A 22,384-nucleotide genomic window follows, 5' to 3' on the forward strand; every position below is an offset into this window, starting at 1 on the left:
TAGATTAAAAGTGCGGCCGTTTCTGGAATACAGTAAAATGATTCATATTGGGGTGTTTATCCGCTGATCAACTGCTCCTATATTTTGTTTAATGGCGGTGAAGGCATGTGCGTTTTCAGACAAAATTAATGGTATTCATATCCCTTTTAGTGCTAGTCGTTACCGGGCTGTTGGGATTATCCCTGCGTTACATGATTACCTCCGCCTTGTACGAAGAGATTGGGAAAAGGGCACTGACTGTGGCCAATACGCTTGCGGTAGATGCACAGGTCAGGGATGCTCTAGAACAGACCGACACGACGCAATTACGTGTTCGGATCAACGAAGCAGTGAAACCTGTCCAAGCCAGCACCGGCGCTGATTTTATTACGATTGCAGATCGTCATCTCATTCGGCAATGGCATGTTAACCCGGAACGCATCGGGCAGCCTATGATGGACCCGCTGAATAATAAGGTGCTGCAAGGACATTCCTTTATTACGGAATCCACCGGTTCTCTCGGACCGTCACTGCGAGCCAAAACCGCAGTCTATGATGAACAAGGCCGAGCTATCGGACTCGTTTCTGTAGGTTTCCTGATGACAGATGTGGCGCAAAATATTCGTACATACACATATACATGGCTGTGGTTCATGGTAGGCGCGCTAATGATCGGCATATTAGGAAGTCTGGTTATAGCACGACGGGTAAGGCACGAACTGCATGGGCTGGAGCCAGTGGAGATTGGACGTTTGTATCAGGAAAAGCAAGCCATTCTCGAATCCATAGGTGAAGGGATTATCGCGGTTAATAGCAGTGGACAAGTCACACTTGCCAATCCACAAGCCGTTCGTTTGCTTGGTCTTCCTCCGGAAACTAGCCTTTATGGATGCGAGCTTCGTCACTTGGCGGGCGCGGCATATCAGCTGGCAGATGTACTTGCTACAGATTTTATCGAAAAGAATCCTAGCATGAAGCCGGATCAGGAACAAAACGTATTCAATGAGGAAATTGAGATCCAACAACGAGTCGTAGTCGTCAGCCGTGTACCGATCAAGGATCGATTCGGACGAATGCTAGGCACCGTTGCCAGCCTGCGTGACAAAACAGAGCTGCTTCGCATGACGCGGCAGTTGACAGAGGTCAAGGATTATGCGGACGTGTTACGATCACAAACACATGAATATACCAATCGGCTATATCTCATATCCGGCCTGATTCAGTTGGAGTGTTATGACGAAGCAGTGGACTTTATTACTCAGGAATCGGAAGAGTATCGTGTACATAGTTCCGTTTCGTCTTCTCTTTCACCCGATTCAATCATCGCCAGCCTGCTGATCAGCAAGAAAAAACAGGCGTTGGAAAAAGGGATTGTACTCCATTCATATATAAAAGGAGCATTTTCAACCCCGTCTCCTGCGTTGGAGTGGTCGCTTCTTGCTACCATTGCCGGAAACCTGCTGGACAATGCTATGGAAGCAGTTGCAATAGGCTCTATACCTGACGGACAGGTCTGGTTCCGGCTTGAAGAAATGACTGAAGCCATCGTCGTCGAAGTTATGGATAATGGATCGGGTATTTCGGAGGATATCCAGGAAAAACTGTTCGTTAAGGGAGCATCAACTAAAGTAGAGGCAGGACACGGATATGGCCTTGCTCTCGTGCAGGAGTACACCGAACGAATGAGTGGCTCCATAAAAGTACATGAACGGCCTGGTGGAGGTAGCATTTTTGAAGTATACATTCCTTTAATTAGAACAGACACGAATCATGATGTAAAAGGAGGTCACGGCCATGAATGAGCGGGTTTTATCGGACATTGAGGTTCTTATTATTGAAGATGATCCGCGAATTGCGGAGATTAACCGACGATTTATTGAAAAGGTGGATGGATTCACCGTATGTGCAATAGCAACGAACGAATTTGAGGCAAAGCTTCAACTAGATGTTCTGCGTCCTTCTTTAGCCGTGCTGGATGTTTATTTTCCCGATACGAATGGTCTAACCCTACTATCGTTCATCAAGCAACACTATCCAGCTACAGATGTCATTATGCTGACTGCCGCCAAAGAAGCTGAAACTGTGGTACAAGCGGTTCGAGCAGGCGTATTTGATTTTATCGTAAAGCCGCTTGTATTCGAGAGATTGCGGGCGACCTTAGAGGAATATGCTCGTTTCCGCCGCCAAGTCACAACATGGCAAGAAGAACACTCTACGGTGGAGCAATCGGAAATTGACCGTCTGCTTCAAAGCGCGGGCACGGGTCGGATGACGGGTAACGGAGTAGGAGAGCTATGGGCCAAAGGCATTGATAAAGTCACTTGCGAAAAGGTGCTTGATCTCCTGAACCGACGAGGTGAGGTAACTACGGGTACAGTGGGAATTGAGCTAGGTATGAGCCGATCTACCGCCAGAAGGTATCTGGAATATTTAGTGGAAAGTGGCGATGCTCACCACGATCAGGTATACGGAACTGTCGGCAGACCGGAGCGTATCTATCGCAGACGGCAGGAAAATGCATAAACCACCAATTCATACGTCTGGTCTCTTCCATCCTCTCATCTCGCTTGTGATTTTAATGAACTTAATTCTCATAATAGGCTAAAACGGTTTAAATGATCACATTATTTACGTCCCCTTTCCCGGTTGCTAGAATGGTCAACAGTTAGTTAATTGATAATGATTATCAGTTTCTCTGGTAAGCATATTTGGAACGGGGGACAACATATGGCAACACCGAAACAGCCACTACGCACAGGCGTGCTGCTTGCAGCGATTCTGGTACTACTGACAGCCGTTATGGCGGGATGTGGAGGCCAATCACAAAATAATAACGCAGCAGCACCTCAAACCACAGGCGACACTCGAACGATCAAACATGAGATGGGAGAAACCAAAGTTACAGGCAAACCCAAAAGAATCGTGACGTTGGAATTCTCTTTTGTCGATGCTGCTACCCAACTGGGCGTGATGCCTGTCGGCATAGCTCAGGAAAATGATGATGATATCGATGGGCTGCTTGGCAAAAGAATCGACTTTACACCTGTCGGCACACGCAAACAGCCGAACCTGGAAACGATCAGCTCTTTGAAGCCCGATTTGATTATTGCTGATCTGAACCGTCATAAGAGCATTTACAAAGAACTAAGTGAGATTGCTCCTACCATTGTTCTAAAGAGCCGCAATTCCTCTTATGAGCAAAACCTGGCATCCTTCGGCGTTATCGCCGACGCGTTGGGTGAGAAGGAAAAGGGTGAGCAAATTCTCGCAGCACATAAAGCCACAATGGCAAAGTTGAAAGAAGGCATCCAAGCTGGTGAGTCACGTAGCGTATTGCTTGGGGTATTTCGTTCTGATTCACTATCGGCTCACGGCGCTTCATCTTTTGATGGACAACTGCTGGAGCAAGCAGGCATCCACAATGCCCTTCAAAATACAAGCGAGCCTACAGTCAAGCTGACACTGGAGCAGATTGCACAAGCTGATCCGGACGTGATCTTCTTAGTGGAAGCCGATGAGAAGCTGCTTGCAGAATGGAAGCAAAATCCGTTATGGCAAAACATTACGGCCGTGAAAAAAGGGGAAGTTTACGAAGTAAACCGGGCACTGTGGACCCGGTACCGTGGACTCGGCTCTGCCGAGAAAATACTGGAGCAAGCGATTTCGCTTCTGTATCCCGCGCAAACTAAAGGAGACGGCTCCCGTTGATCGGACAAGCCTTACGCGACCGGCTAAATAAGCCGGTCTTCTTTGCACTTCTATTCGCGCTGCTGGCTGGACTATTGCTGAGCGTGGCGATTGGCCCAGTCAGGATGGACATCCCCACCATGCTGACTGCACTATTCACCGAGCATCCGTCCAAGGATCAGCTCATTATCTTGACGATACGCCTGCCACGTGCCGTCATTGGTCTGATCGTCGGCGCCGGGCTTGCCGTGGCCGGAGCGCTGATGCAGGCCATCACACGCAACCCGCTGGCTTCGCCACAGGTATTTGGGGTCAGCTCTGGCGCTTCGCTGGCTGTCGTCCTGTCGGTCGTGCTGCTGCCCAATATCGGGTCATCCGGCAGCATTTATTTTGCTTTTGCCGGAGCGATCGCAGGCGGTTCCTTCGTATATGCGTTGGCCGGGACAGCGGGCATGACGCCAGTCAAGCTGGCCCTTGCCGGGATGGCTGTACATCTGCTGCTGGCCTCAGTCACTCAGGGACTGCTCGTGTTCAACGAGCAAATATCCGATGTACTGTATTGGCTCGCTGGCGCCATCGACGGGTCTACTTGGGCCGACACGCGTCTGGTGCTGCCGTGGTTCGCCGTCGGTTTGATCCTTGCATTAGCGCTAGCCCCTTCGCTATCTGTGCTTAGCCTCGGTACAGAGGTCGCACAGGGACTGGGGCAAAACGTACGTCTTGTCCGCTTGCTGGCCTCGGTTTCAGTTATTATGCTGGCAGGCTCTGCTGTAGCGGTAGCCGGGGCCATCGGCTTTGTGGGTCTGATGGTGCCGAATATCATTAAGGTATTTACAGGCGACAATTACAAACGGGTCATCCCCCTGTCTGCAATCTGCGGAGCTCTGCTGCTGACATATGCGGACGTGCTTGGACGATTTATTGCCTTTCCTTATGAATCGCCCGTTGGTATTGTAACCGCGCTGGTGGGTGCGCCCTTCTTTTTATATCTGGCGCACAAGAACGGGAGGGCTTCACGATGAAAAAGCTGTGGATTTTACTCGTGCTCATGCTGGGTGTTTCCTTTATAGCTATCGGCGTGGGCAGCACCTACATTACGCCCGCTGAGCTGATCACGGCGCTGACTAACCGAAATGCCTCTTCCTGGTTCATCGTTCACCATTATCGATTGCCTCGTGACCTGCTGGCCATCATGGCCGGTGCTGGTCTTGCTGTAGCCGGCGTACTACTGCAAGGCATGATTCGCAACCCCCTGGCTTCACCGGATGTGGTGGGTGTATCCAAGGGAGCCGGCTTTGCTGCGGTTCTCGTCATCGTGCTGCTCCCCTCATCCCCAGTGGCGCTGCTGCCTGTCGCTGCCTTTGTCGGTGCCGGGTTAGCTGCACTACTGCTCGTACAGCTTTCGATGAGGGGAGGCATGCGTCCTAATATGCTAGCCTTAACCGGGCTGGCGGTAGGTGCTATCTTCCAGGCTGCGACCGATTATATTCTGGTCAAATATCCACTCGAAGCCAGCGATACGCTGACTTGGCTAGCTGGAAGCTTGTGGGGCAAAGGCTGGGATGAAGTATATGGGCTTTTGCCATGGTTAATTGTATTGCTGCCGCTCGCCTATACGCTACAACGCAAGCTGGATATTATGAGTCTGGATGAGGAAAGCTCCGCTGGTTTGGGACTTAGCGTGAAGCGTATGCGCACAGGACTGCTGGCCGTATCTGTGGCCTTAGCTGCTGCCTGTGTCGCTGCCATCGGCTCCATCGGCTTTATAGGGCTGCTAGCACCACATCTGGCACGGCGATTGTTTGGTAATCGCCACCGCTATCTATTGCCCGGCGCAGCCATGATCGGTGCCCTGATCCTCGTCCTTGCCGATGCGCTCGGACGGGGACTGAAGCCGCCGCTCGAAATCCCCGCCGGCATCGTGACAGCCGTAATTGGCGCGCCCTATTTCCTGTATCTCTTGCTGCGGGAACGCAAACAAAAAAGCAGCGGATAAGGAAACCTGTACACCGATCCGCTGATTGGTTTCTTTTCTAAACGATTCATCGTACAGTAACTTCGATATGCATTCCACACACAAGATTTCATTATGCGTCATATTGTCAGACAACATAAAAAAAGAGAGTCAGCCTATATATGACACAAGCTGGCTCTCTTCACCCTTAACGCTTACGCTGGATAGGGTACTTCTGTTCCATTCAAAATGAGGTGCATCCGAATTTCCGCTTTTAAGGAATCGGATACTGCACAATATTTTTCCTTCCCCATCTGAATCGCTTTCCATACGCGGTAATCTGGAATATCTCCATCTACGTGAAACGTCAGATCAATCGCTGTAAATCCTGTTGGCATTTGCTCCTTGCGCGTACCTTCTGCATCAATATCAATTCGCTGAATGTCTGACAAAAAACGATCCAAAATCATCGTAATATCAATACCGATACATCCCGCCAGACCTGCAAGCAGCAGTTCCATCGGTGTCATCCCTTTACCATCGCCGCCATAAGCCGCCGTAGCATCCATCCCTACGGAATAACCGGATGGTCCTTCCGATGTAAATGCGCGTTTGCCGTGCCAAGTAGTAGATACTTTCATAATCAATTGCCTTCTTTCCATCTTAATAATCTATGATTCATCCTCTAACTTAAAACTCGCTAATTTGACGCAAAAACTTTTGTGTCCTCTCATGCTGGGGAGCATCAAAAAACGCCTGTGGTGCAGCTTCTTCCACAATGATACCGTCCGCCATAAATACAACCTTGTCTGCCACCTCGCGGGCAAATTTCATCTCATGCGTCACGACGACCATCGTCATTCCGTCTTGAGCCAACTCCCGCATAACCCCCAGCACCTCACCCACGAGTTCGGGATCAAGCGCCGATGTCGGCTCATCGAACAGCATGATCGCCGGGTCCATCGCCAGTGCACGTGCAATAGCTACCCGTTGCTGCTGTCCACCGGACAGACGAGATGGATGTACATCCTGCTTATCCAGTAACCCCACCCGCTTCAGCAGCTGTTGTCCGATAGACATAGCCTTGTCGCGCGGCATTTTCTTAACTGTCAGCAGTCCTTCAATGACATTGCCGATAGCTGTTTTGTGCGGATACAGATTGAATTGCTGGAACACCATCCCCGTCTGCTTGCGAATATCACGAATGGCTGCTTGGCGGGCACGAACAGGAGCCATAGCATCAACCTCAATCCCGTTCACCTCAAACTTGCCAGAAGACAACTCTTCCAGTCCGTTCAGGCAACGCAGCAGGGTACTTTTACCTGAACCGCTGGGACCGAGCAATACGACGATTTCACGAGCGGCAACCTGAAAATCAATGCTTTTCAGAACCTCAACCTGTCCGAATCGTTTACCTAATCCGTTTGTTGTTATCATCATCTATCATCTCCACCTTAATAAGCTCGAGCCAGACGCTTTTCCACCCGCTCCAGTATAGCGGAGAATCCAATGCTCATAATCCAGTACATCAGGGCAATTTCGAGCAGAAACGGCATGTAGCGCAAATACTGCGCCTGTAAAAGCTGTGCCTGTCGCATCAATTCACTAACCCCGATAACCGACACAAGCGACGTTTCTTTAAGCATACCCACGAACGTATTCCCCATCGGTGCAATTGCAATGCGCAACGCCTGTGGAAGAATGATACGCCACATCGTTTGACCAGGCGACATTCCCGTCGCATAAGCAGCCTCGGTCTGTCCCTGTGGTACGGCTAAAATAGCTCCACGGAACGTCTCCGATAAGTACGCCCCTGTATTAATACTAAGCGCGAGACAAGCAGCCGTTAACGATCCGAAAGATATTCCGTAATCATCCAGACCATAATAAATGACCGCAATCTGCACCAAAACCGGCGTTCCCCGGATGATCGATACATACATACGAGCCAGCCACCGAACAGGTCGATTCCCCTTCAAGCGCGCTACAGCAACAATCAAACCAATAATTAAACCAAACAGCATAGAAACAATCGTTATATACAGCGTATAATAAGCGCCCTTCAATAAAAAAGGGACGTTCTCCCACATTAATTCTAGCATCGATTATATTCCCTTCTTTCAGACGAGTGGCCCCATGTCAGCATAAAAGCCAAGACTGGAGCCAGACGCCTGTAACAGGCTTACGTTATTCTTTTGGCTCCTCGCCAAACCATTTTTTGAAAATTGTTTTGTAAGTGCCGTCTTCCTTCATTTCCTTCAGAGCCTTGTTCAAGGCTTCCTTGAGCTCAGGAGTTTTCTGGTTAATGGCTACAGCTGCTAGGTCTGATTTAATCGGCTCGCCTACGGCTTTAATTTGGAACCCGTTTTTGTCGATAATGGGTTTGAGAGCATATAGATTGTTAATTGTTGCATCAATACGACCAGAGTTTAGATCCTTCAATGAAGTAATGACATCATCATATGTTTTGATCTCAAAATCGCCTACCTTTGGCAGCACTTCGTTGCGCAGATAAGATTCATCATTTGTCCCCAAGCCGACACCAATGGTTTTGCCTTTAAAGTCTTCCAACTTCGTAATGTCATTTGTTTTGCTATTCACGATAATATTCACATTATTGGTGATATACGGATCTGTGAAGTCAATGGCCTTCTTGCGATCCTCTGTAATCGCAACCTGGCTAACCACTGCATCGAATTTTTTCTTTTGCAGACTTGGAATCAATCCCGAAAATTCTTGGGCCGTGAATTCCGCTTTTACTCCAATCCGTTTCGCCAACTCTTTGGCAATATCCACATCAAACCCGTCCAACTCCTTGTTGTCGTTCAAGAAATTGTACGGTGGGTAAGTGCCCATCATGCCTACCTTCATTACACCGGCCTTCTTGATGGCTTCGAGCTGATTGGCGGCTGCTTCATTATTGCTGCCCGTTCCAGTTCCGGCATTGGAAGCTTCCTGTTTGGTACCGCAAGCGCTCAGCACAAGGCTGAACAATGCCAGAGCCATGAGTGTGGTCACCAAGAATCCTTTTTTACGTTTTTTCATGTATCGTTCTCTCCTGTCTAGATGTAAATGTTTAAGTTTGTATGTGTAATTTGGCTATATTATTTGTTGCCCACTACTCATTCATGCGATGTTGACCGTCTAGCTTTGACCTAATAGTCCGTAAAATTCAAAATTAGCAGCCTCTTCTGCCAATCTTGTAGCGGATACCTGCTTGATGTGGTCATGTGTTCCCTCTGAACCGAATAACCAGCGTATAATGATCCCTTCGATCATGCTCATGAGTAGTGCAGCCCTTAATTCGACATCTAATTCGGCAGGCAACATGTTCAGCTCGATCGCTCTCTCCATATTGCGCCGGAATGCAAGCTCCATTGCAGTCCTGGTCTCACGGATACTCTGCCGCACGGGTTCATCGACACCACTGCCGATCAGCAGCAAACCCATCAGATAACGGTTCTCCAATGCAAAATGAAATAGCCGGACAAACAGCGCTTCCGATGCCTTGACCATATCAGCCAGCGTTCCTGCATCACGGCGATACCCCTGCCCGATCGCTGACAAAAGCTGTTCACGGCCTGTAGCGATAATCTCCAGCGCCAGAGCCTCTTTACTTTTAAAATGCCAATAAAATGTGCCTTGAGCTACTCCTGCCTCCACCACAATATCTGAAATCTTCGTTTGGTGGTAACCCTGCTCAGCAAACCGCTTTAACGCAATGTGAAGAAGCTGAGTCCTGCGGTCTGTTTCTTCTCCCCCGTGATCAACAGGTGAGTCATTCGAAAGGGTTTTGGATTGCTTCGCCTTGCGTGGCTGCATGGGTTTTCTCCTCCCGATTGATCAGTCAGTCAGTTTTGTATTTTTAATCCTATAGGATAAGTATACTTTTGTCAAACGAAAAAAGAGAACCTCCGCAGAGGTCCTCTTATCCTATATATTGCTGTTATAGCAACGCTTTTGCCGCAATATCTGTACGGTTGTGCTTGCCTTCAAAGGTAATACGAGCCGCCTGTTCGTAAGCTTTGTCCCGTGCCTCGGCAATGTCACGTCCCAAACCAACCACACCTAATACGCGTCCGCCGTTCGTTACCCACTCACCCTGTTCGTTGATATCTGTGCCGGCATGGAATACGATGGCTTCATCTGCCTGATCCAATCCTTGGATAGGTATCCCTTTGGCGTAGGCTGCAGGATAACCCCCGGATGCCAGCACCACACAGACCGCAGCTTCATCCTTCCACTCGATCTCCACCTGATCCAGTGTGCCGTTCACAGCAGCGAGAAAAATATCGAGCAGGTCGGATTTTAGACGAGGCAATACAACTTGTGTTTCTGGATCACCAAAACGTGCATTAAACTCAATGGTCTTCGGCTTGCCGTCCGGCGAAATCATCAGTCCAGCAAATAAAACACCACGGAACGGGCGTCCTTCAGCAACCATAGCCTTGGCCGTCGGCTTAATAATCGTCTCAATGGCTTCCTCAATAATGGAATTGGCTATGTGAGGCAACGGAGAATACGTTCCCATGCCACCTGTGTTCGGTCCTTTGTCACCATCAAAAACCGGTTTGTGATCTTGGGCCGCTGCCATTGGACGAACCGTTTCACCATCCACAAAGGAGAGAATCGACATTTCCTGTCCAGCAAGGAACTCCTCAATCACGACCTGTGCACCCGCTTCTCCAAAAACCTTCGCTACCATAATATCGGACAGCGCCTTTTCCGCTTCCTCCATCGAGTAAGCAACTGTCACGCCTTTGCCTGCTGCCAATCCGTCGGCCTTAATGACCACCGGAATAGGCTGTTCCTTCAAGTAGGCATGTGCCTCCTCATAGGTATAAAACTTGCGGTAAGTTGCTGTCGGAATTTGATATTTGTGTAGCAAATCCTTCATGAAGATTTTACTGCCTTCAATTTCCGCCGCATTTTTACGCGGTCCGAATACTGGAATGCCCTTCGCTTCAAAGGCATCCACAATGCCGTCTGCCAACGGATCATCGGGACCTACCACGACAAGTCCGACTTTTTTGGATTCCGCCAGTTCTGTCAGTGCGTCAAAGTCACTCACCGGAATCGGCACACACTCCGCTAATTGTCCGATGCCAGCATTACCTGGCGCACAATAGATTTGTCCGGCCTTGGGGCTTTTCTTCAGCGCCCACACAATTGCATGTTCGCGGCCGCCCCCTCCGATAACCAAAATATCCATTCAGGTGATTCCTCCCGCCCCATTATGATCGTTCAGGTGTGCTGCATCCACAACTCACACAACTTAGTGCTTGAAATGACGTACGCCTGTAAAGACCATAGCAATGCCATATTCGTTAGCAACCTTGATAGATTCCTCATCTTTAATGGAACCGCCCGGCTGAATGACTGCTGTAATGCCTGCTTTAGCTGCCAACTCCAGCGTATCGCCCATCGGGAAAAATGCATCCGATGCCAATACGGCACCTTTTGCTTTGTCACCGGCCTGCTCGATCGCAATCTTGGCTGCTCCGACACGGTTCATTTGTCCTGCGCCTACGCCAATGGTCATATTATCTGCCGCCAGTACGATAGCGTTGGATTTCACATGTTTAACCACTTTCCAGCTAAACAAAAGTTGTTTCAGTTCCTCCTCGGATGGCGTACGCTCTGTTACAACCGTAAGTGCATCCGGGTCCACAGCATGAACGTCATTTTGCTGAACAACCATGCCGCCTTCAATGGAAGTCACGACGAAACGGCTCTTCGCCTCAGATGGGGAAAGCTCACCCAGATCAAGCAAACGGATATTTTTCTTTTTCGTTAAAATCTCCAATGCTTCTTTCGTGAAGCCCGGTGCCAATACAATTTCCAAAAAGATTTCACTCAGCTTATTTGCTGTATCGCCGTCAATAATCCGGTTAGCCGCGACAATGCCGCCAAAAATCGAGGTTGGATCAGCTGCGTAAGCTTTGCTGTACGCTTCATAAATACTGCCGCCAATTCCCACACCGCAAGGATTCATATGCTTAACTGCAACTACTGTCGGCTCGCTGAATTCTTTGACGATTTGCAGAGCTGCATTCGCATCATTGATATTATTGTAAGACAACTCTTTACCGTGAAGTTGCTTCGCTGTTGTTAGTGTACCCTTGGCCGCCAAAGGCTCACGATAAAATGCCGCCTGTTGATGGGGATTTTCGCCATAACGCAAATCCTGAATTTTTTCATAGGTTACAGTGTAACGCTCAGGCAGAGGATCACCTGTCACATTCGACAAGTAATCGGAAATCAAAGCGTCGTATGACGCCGTATGACGGAATACTTTTGCAGCCAAACGCTTACGAGTATTTAGCTCCGTGTCACCATCCTTACGTATTTCCTCCAGTACAGTGCTATAGTCATCCGCATCGACCACTACACTGACAAAAGCATGGTTTTTTGCCGCAGAACGGAGCATCGTTGGACCGCCGATATCGATATTTTCAATCGCGTCTTCATAAGTTACACCGGGTTTGGCGATCGTTTCCGCAAAAGGATACAGGTTCACAACGACCAGATCGATATAATCCAATCCAAGCTCCTTCATCTGGCGCTGATGCTCTTCATTATCCCGAACAGCCAGCAAACCGCTGTGTACCGCAGGGTGGAGTGTTTTAACACGTCCATCCATAATTTCTGGAAATCCCGTTACCTCTGAAATACCGATGACAGGAATGCCCTCCTTCGACAGCAAGCTGCTCGTTCCCCCTGTCGAAACGATCTCCACACCCAATTTGGACAACTCGCGACAAAACTCCACGATTCCCCGTTTATCTGATACGCTGACGAGCGCTCTTTTAATACTCACCCTGTCTCCTCCTTTAGCTCTTTCAGAATTTTGCAAATTTCTCTTCTATCAATTTATTTCCCGAGAAATATCGGAAAATGCCTGTACAGTATCCTTGTTATGACAATGATATGACAAATTACAGTTATCTTTAAAGAAGTGAGCTCACCTTGAGGCCATTCAATTGGATTTTGCCTTGAGCCAGTCTACCAACTACCTCTGGATATAGCTGACGTTCCACGGATTGAATGGCTGCGGATAAGGATTCCGCTGTATCATGATCGTGAACTTCTACGACACGTTGGGCAATAATCGCACCAGTATCCATCCCCCCGTCCACAAAATGGACGGTGACTCCACTTACCTTGACTCCATAGGCCAATGCCTGTCCAACAGCATCTTTGCCTGGAAATGCCGGAAGCAGCGACGGATGAATATTGATGATTTTCCCAGCGTAGGCATCAACCATGACACTGGATAGCAAACGCATATAGCCTGCTAACACGATGAGGTCAATCGATTTCTGCTCCAGCAAAGCCACCAATTCACGCTCATAGTCTTCTCGGGCAGGATATTCCTTAGGGCGAAAAGTATGACAGGCAATTCCAGCTTTCTGTGCTCTAGCTACAGCCGGAGCCGCAGGCTTGTCACAGATAAGTAGTTCTACCGAGGCGCCGCCCAGTTCACCCCGTGCGGCCGCATCCACCAATGCCTGAAAGTTCGTCCCTTCGCCTGATGCAAAAACAGCAATCCGGTAATTGCCCATTATACCTCGGCTCCCGTAAAGGTCACGATCGAGCTGCCTTCCGTTACTTTTCCGATCACATACGCAGCTTCACCCTGTTCCTTTAGAACTTCCAATGCGGTCTGTGCGTGCTCTGCCTCAACAACGATCACCATTCCAATCCCCATATTGAAGGTAGTGAACATGTCTTTGTTAGAGATTTCGCCCTTTTCCTGCATGAGCTGGAAGATCGGTAGAATCGGCCAAGTGCCGTATTGTATATCCACATTGACGTGATCCGGTAACACTCTAGGGATATTTTCAATAAAACCGCCACCCGTGATATGCGCCATGCCTTTTACTTTTACCTTGTCCAGCAATGCCAGCACAGATTTCACATAAATTTTCGTAGGCTCCAGCAGTACATCACCCAGCTTACCGTTCAAGCCTTCAATTTCATCATGCAAATCATAGCCTTGCTGTTCCAATAACAGCTTGCGAACCAGTGAAAAGCCATTACTGTGAACACCACTGGAAGCCAGCCCGATTACGGTATCTCCAGGAGCAATAGAACTACCGTTAATGATTTTGCTTTTATCTACAATCCCTACCGTGAAGCCAGCAATATCATATTCGCCCTTACTGTACATCCCCGGCATTTCTGCGGTTTCACCGCCGACCAACGCACACCCCGACTGGTGGCAGCCCTCTGCGATTCCAGCGACTATAGCTTCAATCTTCTCGGGCACAACCTTGTCACAAGCAAGGTAATCTAGAAAAAAGAGAGGTTCTGCACCTCCGACGACAATATCGTTTACGCACATCGCAACTGCATCAATGCCAATGGTGTCATGACGATCCATTGCAAAGGCAAGCTTCAGCTTCGTGCCGACACCATCGGTACCGGAAACGAGTACAGGCTCTTCATACTTATCTTTATTCAGGCCGAACAACGCACCGAATCCGCCCAAGTCCGTGAGCACTTCCGGACGGAAGGTACGTTTTACGTGCTTTTTCATCCGTTCTACTGCTTCATTACCAGCAGCGATATCTACCCCTGCGTTTTTGTATGCTTCGGACATTCATGAACACTCCTTCAAATGATTGACCCTCCTAAGTCCTCCCTAGCAGGGAGGATTCCATGGGGCTGCTCCCCCTGGACCCCTCAAGAGTCGGTCAGATGCGTAGGATTGGGTGCTGCTTGGTGGTGGTTCGTGCTGAGCGTCGCGTGTTTTCCATTGTGAGTTGCGGGTCTTCCCGTAATTCACAAGGACACGCTTTGATGCGTGGCCGCCTTTGGTAGTGACGGCGGCAGGGCACGTCCCGGACTGTTTGCTTCGCAAAGGCGGGAACGTGCCCGGCCAAAGAAGTGAGCAGCGCCAACGGGCGGCTTACTTCTTTGGCCCTTGAGGCAGGCAGCTTCCGCCCTGCCTGCTGCCTGAGCCTCGCTTCGCTGGCTAACAGGCGGCTTTACAAGCCGCCTGTTAAAAACTCATGGCATGAAATAGTTATGCCATGAGTTTTTAACGGCCTTACCTATCCTCTTCCCGGTGGGAACAGAAGAGGTACAGGCACTGCTGCAAAATGCTGCACACCTGAGGAACGCAGCGGGTGGAAGGATTCTGGAGAAGCGAAAGCGTTCGCCTTTGCTGCTGGATTCTAACCCTGTAAGGGGTTATTCCACTCCAAGAATCCAGCGGCAACAGCGATCGTAAGAACCTTACACACGCTGAGTGGTCCCCTCAGAACCGCCATCCCATGCCTCCATGCACCTCTGTACCTCTTTTGTTCCCTATATTAACAACTACACCCGAACTTTTCTTCGCCTTTAAAATCTACCTGTGTCGGATAATCATTATCGAAACAAGCCAGGCACAAACCGCCCTTGTAATCCTGTTCGTTATGTCCGCCTACCGCGGCAATCAATCCCTCGGCGCTCATAAAATAGAGCGAATCGGCGTTAATCTCTTGCCGAATTTCCTCCACGGTTTTGGACGAAGCGATCAGTTCCCGACGGTCCGGCGTGTCGATACCGTAGAAGCACGGGTTTTTGAAAGGCGGTGAGGTAATTCGTACATGTACTTCCAACGCGCCCGCATCCCGCAGCATATTTACGATTCGACGAGATGTGGTGCCCCGAACGATAGAGTCGTCGATCATAATGACCCGTTTACCTTCAACAACACGGCGTACGGCGCTCAGCTTCATTTTCACACCCTGCTCGCGCAGCTCCTGACTCGGTTGAATAAAGGTACGTCCAGTGTATTTATTTTTAATCATGCCCAGCTCATAGGGAATACCTGTTTGTTCTGCATAACCAATTGCAGCCGATATGCTGGAATCCGGTACACCGGTAACCAAATCTGCATCGACAAAAGCCTCTAGCGCCATCTGGCTGCCCATTCGTTTGCGTGCTGCATGAAGATTAGAACCATTCAAGTCACTGTCAGGACGAGCAAAATAAATATACTCCATCGCACACAGCGCTTTACGCTGCTTATCTTCCGTATAACGGTCTTCGTGCAGTCCGTTTTTATCCAGAACTAGCAGTTCACCTGGCTCGATATCGCGCAACAGTTCTGCACCAATGGTTTCCAAGGCACAAGACTCGGATGCAAACAAATAAGCATCGCCCAATCTGCCCATCGTCAATGGACGCAAGCCGTTGGGATCAGAAGCCACAAGCAGCTTGTCATTGGTCATAATAAGGAAAGCAAACCCACCGACAATACGCTTTAATGCATCCTTGGCAGCCTCCACTAAATCCTTGGACGACCGAGCGATCAAATGTGCTACTACTTCGGTATCGCTGGTTGTTTGAAAAATAGACCCACCCTGCTCCAGTTCATGCCGAATTTGCAAAGCATTTACGATATTTCCGTTCGTCGCTACCGCCAAATCACCATCACGATACTTGAACACCAAAGGCTGTGCATTCGTCAGCTTACTGTCTCCACTTGTCGAATAGCGCACATGTCCTATGGCGATATCGCCTGTCAACGAAGCCATTAAGTCTTTATTAAATACTTCTTTGACAAGTCCCATTCCACGATGATAATGGAATTCGTCTCCACTGCTCACACAGATCCCTGCACTTTCTTCACCACGATGCTGAAGCGCGTGCAAGCCGTAATAGGCTAGGGAAGCGGCATCGGAGTGTCTGTACACCCCGAATACGCCGCATTCCTCTTTTAATTTATCAAACAGCCCCTCTTTACCCGAGCCTTCATTATAATAATCTCCAGTCCACAACGTCCGTGCTGTTATTTCATCAGACATGGAATGACATCCTCCCAGATTTGCTTCAAACTGGCGACTGCCTCGTGCAAAGCGGGTTGTCCGTTTACCTCAACTGTCAATTGTGATCCTTCAACTTTTCCCAATACGGTAACTGGTACTTCCAGTCCACGCAGATGTGCTTCTAGCGCAGACGCTTTATCCGGTGATGCAGATAACAAAATGCGGGATTGACTTTCGCTGAATAAAGCATGGTCAGGGCGCAAAGACGTTTCTACGTTAACCTGTGCTCCCAATCCGCCGCTAATGCCAGATTCGGCAAGCGCTACAGCCAAACCGCCCTCTGCCAGATCATGTGCGGATTGTACCAATCCGGCCTGAATCGCTCCTAGTACCGCAGTCAGCAGTTTTTTCTCTACATTCAAATCGAGCTCAGGCGGACGTCCTTCGGATACACCGTGCACGATAGCCTGGAACTCACTGCCTCCTAGCTCAGCCTTCGTCTCTCCCACTAGGAAAATGACATCGCCTTCGGCTTTGAAACCTTGTGTTGTAATATGATCTGTATCATGTACCAGACCGACCATACCGACTACAGGCGTCGGATAGATCGAACCTTTGGCATTTTCGTTGTACAAGCTAACGTTGCCCCCGATAACAGGTGTATCCAGTACACGGCAAGCTTCTGCCATACCGTCTACGGCTTTTTCCATTTGCCAGAAAATATCCGGTTTTTCAGGGTTACCAAAGTTCAGATTGTCCGTAATCGCCAAAGGCTCTCCACCAGAGCATACAATGTTTCGAGCTGCTTCGCTGACTGCAATCCGTCCCCCTACCTCAGGGTCCAGATATACATAACGTCCGTTACAATCTGTAGTCATAGCAAGTCCCTTGCGGGTGCCACGTACGGTCACTACAGCTGCATCCGAACCCGGACGAACGGCCGTACTGGTACGAACCATGTAATCATATTGCTCGTATACCCATTTCTTGCTAGCTACACTTGGTGAAGATAGCACCTTTTTTAGCGCGCCGTTCAAGTCCGTTACTTCTGCATACCGAAGTGTGTCAATCGCAGCATTTTGCTCATAATAAGCAGGGACTTCGGAAGGCTTGTCATAGATCGGACACTCGTCAACCAGCGCCGTCACTGGCATATCACCCACCACTTCACCGTGATGGAACAAACGCAAACGACCGTCATCCGTCACTTTACCGACCTTGGCACAAATGACGCCCCAACGCTCGAAAATTTCAAGCGCCTGTGCTTCATCCTTAGGCTCAACAACGAACAACATACGCTCCTGTGATTCAGACAGCATCATTTCATAAGGTGTCATGCCCTCTTCACGCTGCGGTACCTGATCCAGGTACAGCTCAAGACCGTTGCCCGCCTTGCTTGCCATTTCAGCACTGGAGCAGGTAAGTCCCGCTGCGCCCATATCCTGAATACCCAGTACAATACCGCTGTCGATCAGTTCCAGACATGATTCCATAACCAGCTTTTCCATGAATGGATCGCCCACTTGAACCGCAGTCCGATTCGCTTCGGATTCCTCTGTCAGCTCAACGGATGCGAAGGTCGCTCCGTGAATCCCGTCACGACCTGTCGGAGGCCCCACATAAAACACCGGGTTGCCGACCCCTTTTGCCACACCGCGCTGGATTTTATCATGGTCAATCAATCCAACACACATTGCATTGACGAGCGGATTGCCTTCGTAGCTTTCGTCAAATACAACCTCTCCACCCACGGTCGGAATACCGATACAGTTCCCGTAGCCCGCAATACCCGATACCACATGCTCAAACAAATATTTCACGCGGTCGCTCTCCAGCTTGCCAAAACGCAAAGAGTTCAACACAGCTACAGGTCTTGCGCCCATGGAGAAAATATCACGGATGATGCCGCCTACCCCAGTCGCTGCCCCTTGAAAAGGTTCTACAGCGGATGGATGGTTATGACTTTCGATTTTAAATACAACCGCTTGGTTGTCTCCAATATCTACAATCCCTGCTCCTTCACCGGGTCCCATCAGAACTCGCGGACCGCTCGTCGGGAAACGTCTCAGCAACGGCTTGGAGTTTTTGTAAGCACAATGCTCTGACCACATAACACTGAACACGCCAATCTCCGTATAATTCGGCTGACGCCCCATGAATTCGCAGATCAGCGCATATTCACTGTCCGACACACCCATCTGCTGATACAGTTTATGTTCGGCAACCTGCTCTGCCGTCGGTTCCTTAGCGGACACTTGCTGCGCCATGACGATCCCTCCAAGCATTCAAAATAGATGTAAACATACGTTTGCCGTCATCCGTTCCAAGCAATGCGTCCACCGCGCGTTCCGGGTGGGGCATCATGCCCAGCACGTTACCTTGTTCATTACAAATCCCTGCAATATCCGTCATGGAACCATTGGGATTATCTTTATACGTAAATACGATCTGATTGTTCGCCTGCAAACGAGCCAGCGTCTCATCATCACAGTAATAGTTGCCTTCACCATGTGCGATCGGAATAATGATCTCTTCACCAGCAGCATAATCTCTTGTAAAAGGCGTTTGGTTATTCGCAACCTGCAACACCGTATCACGGCAAAGGAATTTCATCGACAGATTACGGCGCAAAGCTCCTGGCAATAGCCCGGCTTCGGTCAAAATTTGAAAACCGTTGCAAATCCCCAAAATATATTTGCCCTCGGCAGCCGCTTTGGCTACTTCCTTCATCACCGGAGCAAACCTGGAAATCGCACCACACCGCAGATAATCCCCGTAGGAGAAGCCTCCCGGAACAAGAATACAATCGTAAGGTGACAGATCCGTTGCCGTATGCCAAACATAATCGACAGGTTCACCGACCGTGTCCTCTATCGCCTTATAGCAGTCAATATCACAGTTGGAGCCCGGAAAAACCAGAACTGCAAATTTCATGGAATCAGCCCTCCAGTTCGTAGCGGTAGTCTTCAATGACCGTGTTGGCCAACAGCTTTTCACACATCTCGATGATGCGTTTCTCTGCACTCTCGCGGTCTGTTGTATCCAGATTCAGTTCCATATACTTACCAATTCTGACGCTGTCCACTTCTCCGAAACCCATAGAATGCAGTGCGCCTTGCACCGCGACCCCCTGCGGGTCCAAAACGCTTTGCTTTATCGTGACATAGACTGTTGCTTTCATCATGTTCCTTCAGTTCCTCCTCCGAATGAGTGAATCCTATTGGTTGAATTATGATTACTATTTACTGTGCCGTCAGACGCCGCCAAATATCCGTATATCTTGCAGTTGTTTCTTCTACGACCTCAGCAGGCAACGGATCGGGCTTGCTATTCTTGTCCCAACCGGAGGATGCCAAATAGCTTCGTACCGGCTCCTTGTCCATGCTGTCAATCTCCACATCCAGCTCATACTTCTCCTGTGCCCAGAAACGGGATGAATCCGGGGTGAAAATTTCATCAATCAAAATCACCTTGCCATCAACAAGTCCAAACTCAAACTTGCAATCCGCTAAAATGATTCCTCGCTTTTCGCAGAAAGCACGCGCAAATTCGTACAATGCCAAGCTTTTTTCCTCAAGTTCACCGGTTAGCTGGGCCCCGACCAGTTCCTTCATTTGATGAAGGGAAATGTCCTCGTCGTGACCGACGTCGTTTTTGGCAGCCGGTGTAAATAAAGGCTTGGGAAAGCGTTCATTCTTACGTAGCCCCTTAGGCAATGGAATACCGTTTACCTCACCGGTCTGTTCATATTGACGCCAGCCGCCTCCGGTAATATATCCGCGCACCACACACTCGATGTCGATGCGTTCAGCCTTCAGCGTGACCATGATCCGATCCTTTAGCAGCTCTTTATTCTGTTCGTCGATGACATGTCCGAGCTTGTTTACATCGGTATGCACGACATGGTTTTCCAGCAGGTCTTTCGTCTGCTCGAACCAGAAAGTACTGAGCTTGTTCAGAACATTCCCCTTTTCCGGTACAGGCGGCTCCAACACATAATCAAAAGCTGAAATCCGATCCGTCACGACAATCAGAAAATGTTCTCCGAGATCATACAACTCACGCACTTTGCCTTTGTACAAAAGCGGCGCATGAATCAGACCTTCGGCGGTAGACAATGACATTTCATTACACCTCTTTCAAAAGAGTATGGCCCCTCCTAAATCCTCCCCTCAGGGAGGACCCCCAGGGCTGCTGCCCTCGGGACTCCCGCAAGGGTTGGCTAATGGGCAAGGTGAGGGCGTGTATTTTGTAGCTATGGTGAAGTGAGCGCGTTTCGCTGGATGAAGACTTGTTCGCACAAGCCCTCATCCAGCAACGCTTTTACGTTGGTGCGAACGGCTGGCTCAAGGCTTCGCTTCTTGAGCCTGTGCGTGCTCGTGAGGACTGCGGGCTGTTTGCTGCGCAAATTCGGCAGCCCCCACGAGCACGTGGTCTGTGATAGAAAAGCAGAGGAACACGCTTTTCCATCGCTCTTGGGAAGGTGCGGCATCTTATGTGCCGCATCTTCCCTAGTTCTGCTCCTACACGAAGGTTGGTGCTGGAAGCAGCGGAGCGGACGGAATCGTTCTGGAGAAGCGTTAGCGCTTGCCTTTGCCCCTGGATTCCAACCTTTGCAGATTTTCCAGGAATCCAGGGGCAACAGCAATCGGAAGAATGATCCGTTCGCGCAGCGGCCTCTGTAAGCGCCAACCTTCCCTCTACTCCCCTAATCCCAGCTTTTTAAAGATCGTATCCACGTTCTTCAAATGCCAAGCCGGGTTGAACGCATCCTCGATTTCATCCGGACCGAGCACGGCAGTAATTTCCGGAGTCGCCTCGACAATTTCGCGGAACTGGCGTTGCTCTTCCCATGCCTGCATCGCACGCGGCTGCACGGTATCGTAAGCTTTTTCACGGCTAAAGCCCTTGTCGATCAGCTTCGTCATAATGCGGCCGGAGAATGGTACACCATACGTACGCGCCATATTGCGCTTCATATTTTCAGGGAAGACCGTCAGATTTTTCACGATATTGCCAAAACGGTTCAGCATGTAGTTCAACAGCATCGTTGCATCTGGCAGAATGATACGTTCTACAGAAGAATGCGAAATGTCGCGTTCATGCCACAACGTTACGTTCTCATACGCCGATACCATATGCCCACGAATCACACGTGCCAGACCGGAGATGTTTTCACTTCCGATCGGATTGCGTTTATGCGGCATCGCGGAGGATCCCTTTTGACCCTTGGCAAAAGCTTCTTCTACCTCACGGAATTCACTCTTTTGCAATGCACGGACTTCTGTAGCAAACTTATCCAACGATGTGGCGATCAACGCCAACGTGGCCATATATTCAGCATGACGATCGCGCTGGAGCGTTTGTGTAGAAATCGGAGCAGGCTTGGTGCCGAGCTTGCGGCAAACGAATTCTTCCACAGCCGGGTCGATGTTGGCGTATGTTCCGACTGCACCGGACATTTTACCGTATTGTACTTGGTCAGCAGCATAGCGGAAACGTTCCAGATTGCGCTTCATTTCCTCGTACCACAAGGCCATTTTCAGTCCAAATGTGGTCGGCTCAGCATGCACTCCATGTGTACGTCCCATCATCGGTGTGTGCTTGTAAGCCAATGCTTTTTCCTTCAAAATTTCAATAAAATTCAGAATATCTCGTTCCAGAATTTCATTCGCCTGCTTTAACAGATAGCCCAGAGCCGTATCAACCACGTCTGTAGAGGTTAGGCCATAATGTACCCATTTGCGCTCGTCGCCAAGACTTTCGGATACCGTGCGGGTAAAAGCAATGACATCATGTCTTGTCTCCTGCTCAATTTCATAGATCCGTTCAATATCAAAGCTTGCATTTTTACGCAGAGCCACGGTATCTTCTTTTGGGATAACCCCTAACTCAGCCCATGCTTCACAGGCACACAGTTCTACTTCCAGCCAAGCTTTAAATTTATTTTCTTCCGTCCAAATCGCTCTCATTTCCGGTCTGCTATAGCGTTCGATCATGA

The 22,384-nt window shown here is 49.4% G+C and carries 21 protein-coding genes; 6 read left to right on the top strand and 15 right to left on the bottom strand.

All coding sequences use genetic code 11. The features are described from left to right. Positions 1–107: 107 nt before the first annotated feature. The 5 genes from ACXHJ1_RS02495 to ACXHJ1_RS02515 all read left to right on the top strand — a co-directional run bounded on the left by ACXHJ1_RS02495 (position 108) and on the right by ACXHJ1_RS02515 (position 5,662). Positions 108–1,781 (top strand): ATP-binding protein, encoded by a 1,674-nt coding sequence (locus ACXHJ1_RS02495; protein WP_457905547.1) that lies wholly within the window; start codon positions 108–110, stop codon positions 1,779–1,781. Beyond that, on the top strand, positions 1,774–2,502 hold the full coding sequence (locus ACXHJ1_RS02500; RefSeq protein ID WP_031462898.1) for a response regulator: 729 nt from the start codon (positions 1,774–1,776) through the stop codon (positions 2,500–2,502). Before ACXHJ1_RS02495 ends, ACXHJ1_RS02500 begins: the two co-directional genes overlap by 8 nt. A 204-nt stretch (positions 2,503–2,706) precedes the next feature. Further along, positions 2,707–3,687 (top strand): ABC transporter substrate-binding protein, encoded by a 981-nt coding sequence (locus ACXHJ1_RS02505; RefSeq protein ID WP_016819783.1) that lies wholly within the window; start codon positions 2,707–2,709, stop codon positions 3,685–3,687. Beyond that, the gene (locus ACXHJ1_RS02510) at positions 3,684–4,688 is read left to right on the top strand and encodes a FecCD family ABC transporter permease (RefSeq protein ID WP_090888522.1); all 1,005 of its coding nucleotides are present in this window, start codon (positions 3,684–3,686) and stop codon (positions 4,686–4,688) included. The genes ACXHJ1_RS02505 and ACXHJ1_RS02510 overlap by 4 nt, the downstream gene beginning before the upstream one ends. Then, a complete protein-coding gene (locus tag ACXHJ1_RS02515; protein WP_457905548.1) occupies positions 4,685–5,662 on the top strand; it encodes a FecCD family ABC transporter permease in 978 nt (325 codons plus the stop codon). Before ACXHJ1_RS02510 ends, ACXHJ1_RS02515 begins: the two co-directional genes overlap by 4 nt. A gap of 173 nt (positions 5,663–5,835) precedes the next feature. On the opposite strand, the gene ACXHJ1_RS02520 is transcribed toward ACXHJ1_RS02515, so the two are convergent. The 14 genes from ACXHJ1_RS02520 to ACXHJ1_RS02585 form a co-directional block, all read right to left on the bottom strand. After that, a complete protein-coding gene (locus ACXHJ1_RS02520) occupies positions 5,836–6,261 on the bottom strand; it encodes an OsmC family protein (protein WP_013369486.1) in 426 nt (141 codons plus the stop codon). 49 nt (positions 6,262–6,310) lie between these two features. Then, on the bottom strand, positions 6,311–7,060 hold the full coding sequence (locus ACXHJ1_RS02525) for an amino acid ABC transporter ATP-binding protein (protein ID WP_017426178.1): 750 nt from the start codon (positions 7,058–7,060) through the stop codon (positions 6,311–6,313). A 14-nt stretch (positions 7,061–7,074) separates the two neighbouring features. Continuing rightward, the gene (locus tag ACXHJ1_RS02530; protein WP_016819779.1) at positions 7,075–7,722 is read right to left on the bottom strand and encodes an amino acid ABC transporter permease; all 648 of its coding nucleotides are present in this window, start codon (positions 7,720–7,722) and stop codon (positions 7,075–7,077) included. Positions 7,723–7,807: 85 nt separating this feature from the next. Beyond that, the gene (locus ACXHJ1_RS02535) at positions 7,808–8,665 is read right to left on the bottom strand and encodes a transporter substrate-binding domain-containing protein (protein ID WP_016819778.1); all 858 of its coding nucleotides are present in this window, start codon (positions 8,663–8,665) and stop codon (positions 7,808–7,810) included. Positions 8,666–8,764: 99 nt separating this feature from the next. After that, the gene (locus tag ACXHJ1_RS02540) at positions 8,765–9,442 is read right to left on the bottom strand and encodes a TetR/AcrR family transcriptional regulator (RefSeq protein ID WP_016819775.1); all 678 of its coding nucleotides are present in this window, start codon (positions 9,440–9,442) and stop codon (positions 8,765–8,767) included. Positions 9,443–9,566: 124 nt separating this feature from the next. Next, entirely contained in the window at positions 9,567–10,832 is a 1,266-nt protein-coding gene (gene purD / locus ACXHJ1_RS02545; RefSeq protein WP_457905549.1) for a phosphoribosylamine--glycine ligase, read from the bottom strand. 63 nt (positions 10,833–10,895) lie between these two features. After that, the gene (gene purH / locus ACXHJ1_RS02550; RefSeq protein ID WP_016819773.1) at positions 10,896–12,440 is read right to left on the bottom strand and encodes a bifunctional phosphoribosylaminoimidazolecarboxamide formyltransferase/IMP cyclohydrolase; all 1,545 of its coding nucleotides are present in this window, start codon (positions 12,438–12,440) and stop codon (positions 10,896–10,898) included. Positions 12,441–12,570: 130 nt separating this feature from the next. Beyond that, complete coding sequence (gene purN / locus ACXHJ1_RS02555) at positions 12,571–13,185, bottom strand: phosphoribosylglycinamide formyltransferase (RefSeq protein ID WP_457905550.1); 615 nt, start codon at positions 13,183–13,185, stop codon at positions 12,571–12,573. Then, positions 13,185–14,225: a phosphoribosylformylglycinamidine cyclo-ligase gene (gene purM, locus ACXHJ1_RS02560; RefSeq protein WP_290403584.1), complete on the bottom strand. Its 1,041-nt coding sequence runs from the start codon at positions 14,223–14,225 to the stop codon at positions 13,185–13,187. The genes purN and purM overlap by 1 nt, the downstream gene beginning before the upstream one ends. Before the next feature lie 715 nt (positions 14,226–14,940). After that, on the bottom strand, positions 14,941–16,422 hold the full coding sequence (gene purF, locus ACXHJ1_RS02565; protein WP_017426172.1) for an amidophosphoribosyltransferase: 1,482 nt from the start codon (positions 16,420–16,422) through the stop codon (positions 14,941–14,943). Further along, positions 16,407–18,650, bottom strand: coding sequence for a phosphoribosylformylglycinamidine synthase subunit PurL (gene purL / locus ACXHJ1_RS02570; RefSeq protein ID WP_457905551.1), 2,244 nt, complete (start codon positions 18,648–18,650; stop codon positions 16,407–16,409). The genes purF and purL overlap by 16 nt, the downstream gene beginning before the upstream one ends. Further along, positions 18,628–19,317: a phosphoribosylformylglycinamidine synthase subunit PurQ gene (gene purQ / locus ACXHJ1_RS02575; RefSeq protein WP_016819768.1), complete on the bottom strand. Its 690-nt coding sequence runs from the start codon at positions 19,315–19,317 to the stop codon at positions 18,628–18,630. The genes purL and purQ overlap by 23 nt, the downstream gene beginning before the upstream one ends. Before the next feature lie 4 nt (positions 19,318–19,321). Next, positions 19,322–19,567 (bottom strand): phosphoribosylformylglycinamidine synthase subunit PurS, encoded by a 246-nt coding sequence (gene purS, locus ACXHJ1_RS02580; RefSeq protein WP_013308797.1) that lies wholly within the window; start codon positions 19,565–19,567, stop codon positions 19,322–19,324. 58 nt (positions 19,568–19,625) lie between these two features. After that, positions 19,626–20,507, bottom strand: a complete 882-nt coding sequence (locus ACXHJ1_RS02585; protein ID WP_019686168.1) for a phosphoribosylaminoimidazolesuccinocarboxamide synthase — start codon at positions 20,505–20,507, stop codon at positions 19,626–19,628. Between the two features lie 167 nt (positions 20,508–20,674). On the opposite strand from ACXHJ1_RS02585, the gene ACXHJ1_RS02590 reads away from it, so the two are divergent. After that, complete coding sequence (locus ACXHJ1_RS02590; protein ID WP_257126682.1) at positions 20,675–20,824, top strand: hypothetical protein; 150 nt, start codon at positions 20,675–20,677, stop codon at positions 20,822–20,824. A 259-nt stretch (positions 20,825–21,083) separates the two neighbouring features. On the opposite strand, the gene purB is transcribed toward ACXHJ1_RS02590, so the two are convergent. Continuing rightward, positions 21,084–22,382 carry an adenylosuccinate lyase gene (gene purB / locus ACXHJ1_RS02595; protein WP_457905552.1) on the bottom strand — a complete coding sequence of 433 codons (1,299 nt, stop codon included), beginning with the start codon at positions 22,380–22,382 and terminating at the stop codon, positions 21,084–21,086. Between the last annotated feature and the right edge of the window lie 2 nt (positions 22,383–22,384).

The organism is Paenibacillus sp. ALE2 (assembly GCF_054113385.1).

Bases quoted from the DNA above. Each gene is read 5' to 3' on its own strand.
- ACXHJ1_RS02500 (WP_031462898.1), top strand. From the start codon at position 1,774: ATGAATGAGCGGGTTTTATCGGACATTGAGGTTCTTATTATTGAAGAT.
- ACXHJ1_RS02505 (WP_016819783.1), top strand. From the start codon at position 2,707: ATGGCAACACCGAAACAGCCACTACGCACAGGCGTGCTGCTTGCAGCG.
- ACXHJ1_RS02515 (WP_457905548.1), top strand. From the start codon at position 4,685: ATGAAAAAGCTGTGGATTTTACTCGTGCTCATGCTGGGTGTTTCCTTT.
- ACXHJ1_RS02520 (WP_013369486.1), bottom strand. From the start codon at position 6,261: ATGAAAGTATCTACTACTTGGCACGGCAAACGCGCATTTACATCGGAA.
- ACXHJ1_RS02525 (WP_017426178.1), bottom strand. From the start codon at position 7,060: ATGATGATAACAACAAACGGATTAGGTAAACGATTCGGACAGGTTGAG.
- ACXHJ1_RS02530 (WP_016819779.1), bottom strand. From the start codon at position 7,722: ATGCTAGAATTAATGTGGGAGAACGTCCCTTTTTTATTGAAGGGCGCT.
- ACXHJ1_RS02535 (WP_016819778.1), bottom strand. From the start codon at position 8,665: ATGAAAAAACGTAAAAAAGGATTCTTGGTGACCACACTCATGGCTCTG.
- ACXHJ1_RS02540 (WP_016819775.1), bottom strand. From the start codon at position 9,442: ATGCAGCCACGCAAGGCGAAGCAATCCAAAACCCTTTCGAATGACTCA.
- purD (WP_457905549.1), bottom strand. From the start codon at position 10,832: ATGGATATTTTGGTTATCGGAGGGGGCGGCCGCGAACATGCAATTGTG.
- purN (WP_457905550.1), bottom strand. From the start codon at position 13,185: ATGGGCAATTACCGGATTGCTGTTTTTGCATCAGGCGAAGGGACGAAC.
- purM (WP_290403584.1), bottom strand. From the start codon at position 14,225: ATGTCCGAAGCATACAAAAACGCAGGGGTAGATATCGCTGCTGGTAAT.
- purF (WP_017426172.1), bottom strand. From the start codon at position 16,422: ATGTCTGATGAAATAACAGCACGGACGTTGTGGACTGGAGATTATTAT.
- purL (WP_457905551.1), bottom strand. From the start codon at position 18,650: ATGGCGCAGCAAGTGTCCGCTAAGGAACCGACGGCAGAGCAGGTTGCC.
- purQ (WP_016819768.1), bottom strand. From the start codon at position 19,317: ATGAAATTTGCAGTTCTGGTTTTTCCGGGCTCCAACTGTGATATTGAC.
- purS (WP_013308797.1), bottom strand. From the start codon at position 19,567: ATGATGAAAGCAACAGTCTATGTCACGATAAAGCAAAGCGTTTTGGAC.
- ACXHJ1_RS02585 (WP_019686168.1), bottom strand. From the start codon at position 20,507: ATGTCATTGTCTACCGCCGAAGGTCTGATTCATGCGCCGCTTTTGTAC.
- purB (WP_457905552.1), bottom strand. From the start codon at position 22,382: ATGATCGAACGCTATAGCAGACCGGAAATGAGAGCGATTTGGACGGAA.